General features: G+C 66.3%; 5 protein-coding genes. 1 reads left to right on the top strand and 4 read right to left on the bottom strand.

Translation table 11 applies throughout. The features are described 5' to 3' along the window. Nucleotides 1-295: 295 nt before the first annotated feature. The 4 genes from VDQ18_RS22270 to VDQ18_RS22255 all read right to left on the bottom strand — a co-directional run bounded on the left by VDQ18_RS22270 (nt 296) and on the right by VDQ18_RS22255 (nt 3,429). Nucleotides 296-436: a hypothetical protein gene (locus VDQ18_RS22270; protein WP_170121903.1), complete on the bottom strand. Its 141-nt coding sequence runs from the start codon at nt 434-436 to the stop codon at nt 296-298. Nucleotides 437-594: 158 nt separating this feature from the next. Further along, on the bottom strand, nt 595-993 hold the full coding sequence (gene mutT / locus VDQ18_RS22265; RefSeq protein ID WP_323023056.1) for an 8-oxo-dGTP diphosphatase MutT: 399 nt from the start codon (nt 991-993) through the stop codon (nt 595-597). Nucleotides 994-1,143: 150 nt separating this feature from the next. Continuing rightward, on the bottom strand, nt 1,144-2,484 hold the full coding sequence (gene argJ / locus VDQ18_RS22260; protein ID WP_323023055.1) for a bifunctional glutamate N-acetyltransferase/amino-acid acetyltransferase ArgJ: 1,341 nt from the start codon (nt 2,482-2,484) through the stop codon (nt 1,144-1,146). Nucleotides 2,485-2,571: 87 nt separating this feature from the next. Then, nucleotides 2,572-3,429, bottom strand: a complete 858-nt coding sequence (locus tag VDQ18_RS22255; protein WP_323023054.1) for a peptidylprolyl isomerase — start codon at nt 3,427-3,429, stop codon at nt 2,572-2,574. Between the two features lie 180 nt (nt 3,430-3,609). On the opposite strand from VDQ18_RS22255, the gene secA reads away from it, so the two are divergent. After that, complete coding sequence (secA, locus tag VDQ18_RS22250) at nt 3,610-6,357, top strand: preprotein translocase subunit SecA (RefSeq protein WP_323023053.1); 2,748 nt, start codon at nt 3,610-3,612, stop codon at nt 6,355-6,357. Nucleotides 6,358-6,367: the final 10 nt, after the last annotated feature.

Here is a 6,367-nt window from a genome sequence, read left to right as displayed (position 1 = left end):
CGCAGCCGGCGACGGGGAGCGTGGCGAGACCGGCGAGCAGCGCGCGGCGGGACAGCAGGGGCATGGAACTCTCTCTGGCAGACTTTTCTGCAGGGTTAGACGGACGAGAGGGGCCGAGGGTTCCAATTTTCTCCGGAAAGTCGGGGCAGGGGTGAGGAGTGATGCGGGAAGGACACACCGGCCCGGGCCGAGGAGGCAGGAAAAAGGGTGCGGAATCTCGCGATGCCGCACCCGGTTACTCGTTACACTGGTGTGTTTTTCTGTGTGCCCGGTCTCGCGCCGCCGGGCTGACCCTTCAGGCGGCGTGGCGCTTTTGCACCGGCCGACCCATGAAGGTCTTGTTGCCGACCTTGACCACGACCAGCCCCGATGGCGTCGTGCGCACGAACTGCCCCTGGATGCTCAGGTAGCGGCCGATCATGATCGTTTTCAGCATGGTTAGTCCCTCGTTCACCGTGCCCCATTTCTGCCACATTCCAGCAGACCCCGCCAGAAAAACGTCACATTTATCGTTTGGCATCAGGAACTTGATTGTTCCATTGCTGGAAATTTGGAAACAATGCTCGGCTACGACCTAGAGTGTTTCGCCTTTCCCTACAGCCAGTCGCGCAGGATCGGGATGAGCGGGATATCGGCCGGCGGCATCGGATAGTCGGTCAGGTCCCGGGCCCGCACCCAGGCCAGAGTCTGCCCCTCGCGCGGGGTGACGATTCCCTCCCAGCGGCGGCAGGCGAAGAGCGGCATCAGCAGGTGGAAATCGGCGTAGGAATGGCTGGCGAAGGTCAGGGGGGCAAGGCAGGAATGCCAGGTCTCGATGCCCAGCTCCTCATGCAGCTCACGGATCAGGGCGGCTTCCGGCGTCTCGCCGGCTTCCACCTTGCCGCCGGGGAATTCCCACAGCCCGGCCATGGATTTGCCCGGCGGGCGCTGGGCGAGGAGGACGCGGCCGTCGGCGTCGATCAGGGCCACGGCAGAGACGAGGAGGGTCTTCATCAGCGGAGCTTTCGCAGGCGGTGGGCGCTGGGGGGTGAGGAGCGTTGGAACGTCCGGTGGACGATCCGACGCGACGCAAGGCCCCCCGGACCCCCCGAGGATATTTGACGCGCAAAGAAGGGGCGGGGCAGGGCCCGTTACCCCTGTTTCTCAGGAGCGGTAATCGGCGTTGATGTCGATGTAGCGATGCGTGAGATCGCAGGTCCAGACCTTGGCGCGGCCCTTGCCGAGGCCGAGGTCGACGCCGATTTCCAGCTCTTCCCGCTTCATGTAGGCGGCGCCGTCCTCTTCCTTGTAGTCGGGATCGACAAGGCCCGCGCTCGCCACCTGGATATTGCCGAAGGTGATGGCGAGCTTGTCGCGGTCGGCGGCGGCGCCGGATTTGCCCACCGCCATGACGATGCGGCCCCAGTTCGGGTCCTCACCGGCGATGGCGGTCTTGACCAGCGGCGAATTGGCGATGGAGAGGGCGCAGCGCTTGGCATCGGCCTCGGAGGCGGCGCCGGTCACCGTGATGCCGACGAATTTGGTCGCGCCCTCGCCGTCGCGCACCACCTGATGCGCCAGATCCAGCATCACCGCGCCCAGCGCCTTCTCGAAGGCGCGGGCGCTGGCCGAGCGGCCGTTGCCGACCGCCGGGCCCTGGCCGGTGGCGGCCACCAGCAGCGTGTCCGAGGTCGAGGTGTCGCTGTCCACGGTGATGGCGTTGAAGCTGCGGTCGGTGTGGCGGCTGACCATGGTCTGCAGCGCCTTCTGGCTGATCGCCGCATCGGTGAAGACATAGACCAGCATCGTCGCCATGTCGGGCGCGATCATGCCCGAGCCCTTGGCGATCCCGGCGATGGTGATCGGGCCGTTCTCGGTCTCGACCAGGGCCATGGCGCCCTTGGGATAGGTGTCGGTGGTCATGATGGCGCGGGCGGCGTCGGTGATGCCGCCGGGGGCGAGGCCCGCGACCAGCCCGTCGAGCGCGGCCTCGATCTTGTCATGCGGCAGCGGCTCGCCGATCACCCCGGTCGAGGAGGTGAAGACGCGGGTTTCCGGCAGGCCCAGCTTCTCCGCCACCGCGGCCGAGAGCGCGTTGACCGAGGCCCAGCCCCGGGCGCCGGTGAAGGCGTTGGAATTGCCCGAGTTCACCAGGATGGCGGCGCCGGTTTCGGCCGGGGCGGGCAGACCGATCTTGGCCTGGCAATCCAGCACCGCCGCCGAGCGGGTGGCCGAGCGGGTGAAGGTCCCGGCGACGACCGAGCCGGGCGCGAGGCGGGCCAGCATGACATCGGTGCGGTTCTTGTAGCGCACGCCCGCCTGGGCGGTGGCGAACTCGACGCCCTTGATGGCGGGCAGCGCCGGGAAGCCGTCCTTGGGGGCGAGCGGCGAGACGAGGGTGACCTTGGCCTTGGGTGCCGGGGCCGGGGCGGCAGCGACCTGCCCCTCCAGCGCCTTGGCGCGGGCCTTCCACTTCTTCGCTTTCTCTTTGTACGTCTTGGCCATAGCCAGCGGGCTCCTGCGGCATGAGAAAGGCCCGCACCCCCGGGAGGGTACGGGCCGGTTGCGGGGCGGAGGATAGACGCCCGGCCGTTACTCGTCCAGAAGGGTCGTCTGGCTGAGGAGCGAGGGGTCCATGCCTTCCGAGAGGTTCTCGGCGGTGCTGGCGGCGCGCAGTTCCTCGATATAGGCGCGGGTCGCCTCGCGCTGGATCTGGGTGACCAGATCCTCGCGCACCTGGTCGAGCGTCGGCGCGGTGGCGTTGCGGGTCTCCAGCAGTTTCACCACATGCCAGCCGAAGCGGGTCTGCACCGGCTCCGACACCTGGCCGGGTTCCAGCGCCTCGACCGCGGCCTGGAACTCGGGGATCATCACGCCCGGGCCGAACCAGCCTAGATCGCCGCCCTGCTGGGCCGAGCCATCGGCCGAGAATTCCTGCGCCACTTCGGCGAAATCGCGGCCCTCGGCCAGCGCGGCGACCACCTGGTCGCGCTCTTCCTCGCTGCGCACGAGGATATGCGCGGCGTGGTATTCGGTCACCGGCTCGCCCTGCGCGTAATCGGCGACGAAGGCGTCATAGGCGGCCTGCACGCTTTCATCGGTGACGGCGGCGGTCGCCACCTGCACCAGAGCCGCATTGGCCAGGAAGTTGCGCGTCTCGTTTTGCAGCATCAGCTGGTCGCGCAGCGACAGGTCGCCGGCTTGGGCTTGCGCCAGAAGCTCCTGTTCGATGAGCTGTTCGACCAGCGCCGGGAACAGGGTTTCGTCGGGCACCTGGGTGAATTGCTGCGGCAGCTGGGCGCGGAGCGCGATGGCCTGACCAAGGGTGATCTCGGTCTCGCCGACGCGGGCGATGACCGTTGCGGCAGTCGGGGCGTCCTGCGCCAGTGCCGGCGCGGCGAGCACCGACAGCAGCACGGCTGCGGCCGCATATCGAGCGTTTTTGAACATGCAAGGCTCCTGAATCGCATCCCTTCGGGCCGCTGTGATTGACACTCAGATGGCCGCCCCTTACATGCCAGAACGGATTTTTCACGGGCTGGCCAGCCGCGCCCTGTTTAAGAAAGCAGCCGCCGACCGGCAAGTCCGCCGGTGCAGCCAGCCGGTCACACAAAGGCGAGCGGAGATCAGATGTTGGGGCTTGGAACGATCAGCCGGAAGATTTTCGGCACGGCGAACGACCGCAAGGTCAAGGCAGTCCGCCCCCTCGTCGCAAAGATCAACGCGCTCGAGGATGAGATCGCGGCGCTGGACGACGCGGGGCTGATTGCCAGGACCGAAGCGCTGAAGGCGCGGGTGGCCGAAGGGGCGAGCCTCGACTCGATCCTGCCCGAGGCCTTCGCCAATTGCCGCGAGGCCGCCAAGCGGGCGCTGGGCCTGCGCGCCTTCGACGTGCAGCTGATCGGCGGGATCTTCCTGCATCAGGGCAATATCGCCGAGATGAAGACCGGCGAGGGCAAGACGCTGGTCGCCACCTTCCCGGCCTATCTGAACGCGCTGTCCGGCAAGGGCGTGCATATCGTCACGGTCAACGATTACCTCGCCCGCCGCGACGCGGGCTGGATGAGCAAGGTCTTCGCCAAGCTGGGCCTGACCACCGGCGTCGTCGTCCCGCATCAGCCCGATGACGAGAAGCGCGCGGCCTATCAGGCCGACATCACCTATGCCACCAACAACGAACTCGGCTTCGACTACCTGCGCGACAACATGAAGACCGACCTCGGTCAGATGATGCAGCGCGGGCATAACTTCGCCATCGTCGACGAGGTCGACTCGATCCTGATCGACGAGGCGCGGACGCCCCTGATCATCTCGGGCCCGATGGCGGATCGCGGCAACCTCTATGTCCGCGTGAACGAGCTGATCCCGCAGCTGGTGGACGAGGATTTCACCCTCGACGAGAAGCAGCGCACCGTCAGCTATACCGAGGAAGGCAACGAGCATATCGAGCAATTGCTCTATGCCGCGGGCCTTCTGCCGGAAGGCCAGACGCTCTACGACCCGGAATCGACGACGCTGGTGCACCACGTCAACCAGGGCCTGCGCGCGCACAAGATGCTGCACAAGGATCAGCATTACATCGTCCGCGACGGCAAGATCGTGCTGATCGACGAATTCACCGGCCGGATGATGCTGGGCCGTCAGCTGTCGGAAGGCCTGCATCAGGCGGTCGAGGCCAAGGAAGGGCTGCAGATCCAGCCCGAGACGGTGACGATGGCCTCGATCACCTTCCAGAACTACTTCCGCATGTACAAGAAGCTGGGCGGGATGACCGGCACGGCCTCGACCGAGGCCGAGGAATTCCAGGAAATCTATAACCTGGGCGTGGTCGAGATCCCGACCAACCGGCCGATCGCCCGTCTGGACGAACACGATCAGGTCTACAAATCCGCGCGCGAGAAGTTCCTGGGCATCGTCGCCGAGATCAAGGAAGCCAATGCCAAGGGTCAGCCGATCCTGGTCGGCACCACCTCGATCGAGAAATCCGAGGAGCTGAGCCAGCTTCTGACCTCGGAAGGGATCGTCCACAACGTCCTCAACGCCCGCCAGCACGAACGCGAGGCGCATATCGTCGCCGAAGCGGGGCGTCTGGGTGCGGTGACCATCGCCACCAACATGGCCGGTCGCGGCACCGACATCCAGCTGGGCGGCAATGTCGACATGCAGGTGATGGACGCGCTGGCGGCTGATCCGCAGGCTGATCCGGTGGCGCTGCGCACCCGGATCGAGGCCGAGGTCGCCGAGGAGAAGCAGAAGGTTCTGGACGCGGGCGGCCTCTTCGTTCTGGCCACCGAACGCCATGAATCGCGCCGCATCGACAACCAGCTGCGCGGCCGCTCGGGCCGTCAGGGGGATCCCGGGCGCTCGGTCTTCTTCCTGTCGCTGGAAGACGACCTGATGCGCATCTTCGGCTCGGAACGGCTGGAGAAGGTGCTGTCGACGCTGGGGATGAAGGAAGGCGAGGCCATCGTTCACCCCTGGGTCAACAAATCGCTGGAAAAGGCCCAGGCGAAGGTCGAGGCCCGCAACTTCGACATCCGCAAGACGCTGCTGAAGTTCGACAACGTGATGAACGACCAGCGCAAGGTGATCTTCGGCCAGCGGCTGGAGATCCTGGAAGCCGAAGATCTGAGCGAGATCACCACCGACATGCGCCACGCCGTCATCGACGAGATGGTGACCAAGCACATGCCGCAGGGCTCCTATGCCGATCAATGGGATGTCGAGGGGCTGACCGAGGCGGTGAAGGACAAGCTGTTCCTGGAACTGCCGATCACCGATTGGGCCGCCGAGGACGGCGTCGATCAGGAGCAGGTGCGCGAGCGTATCACCGAGGCCTCGGACAAGCTGATGGCCGACAAGGAAGCCGCCTTCTCGTCCGACACGATGCGGATGATCGAGAAGCAGCTCCTGCTGCAGGTGATCGACGGCAAGTGGCGCGACCATATCGTGACGCTGGACCATCTGCGCTCGGCGGTGAACTTCCGGGGCTTGGCGCAGCGCGATCCGCTGAACGAATACAAGTCCGAAGCCTTCGTGCTGTTCGAGCACATGCTGGGCGCGCTGCGCGAGGATGTGACGCGGCAACTGTCGCGCATCCGTCCGCTGACGGCCGAGGAACAGGCCGTCATGCAGCAGCAGATGGCCATGCAGCAGGCGGCCGAGCGCGCGGCGATGAACCCCGAGGGCAAGCTCGACCAGCCGGTGGACCTGCCGCGTCTGGGCGGGGCGGCACCGGCCGCGGCCGCGCCGACCGGCACCCCGCGCGAGGGTTTCGACGAGACGGATCAATCGACCTGGGGCAACCCCAGCCGCAACGATCCCTGCCCCTGCGGATCGGGCAAGAAGTTCAAGCAATGCCACGGGGCGCTGGCCTGACCCGGTGAGG

Source organism: Pararhodobacter sp. (genome assembly GCF_034676075.1).
Taxonomy (GTDB): Bacteria; Pseudomonadota; Alphaproteobacteria; order Rhodobacterales; family Rhodobacteraceae; genus Pararhodobacter.
This window is presented reverse-complemented; position numbering and strand designations above follow the sequence as displayed.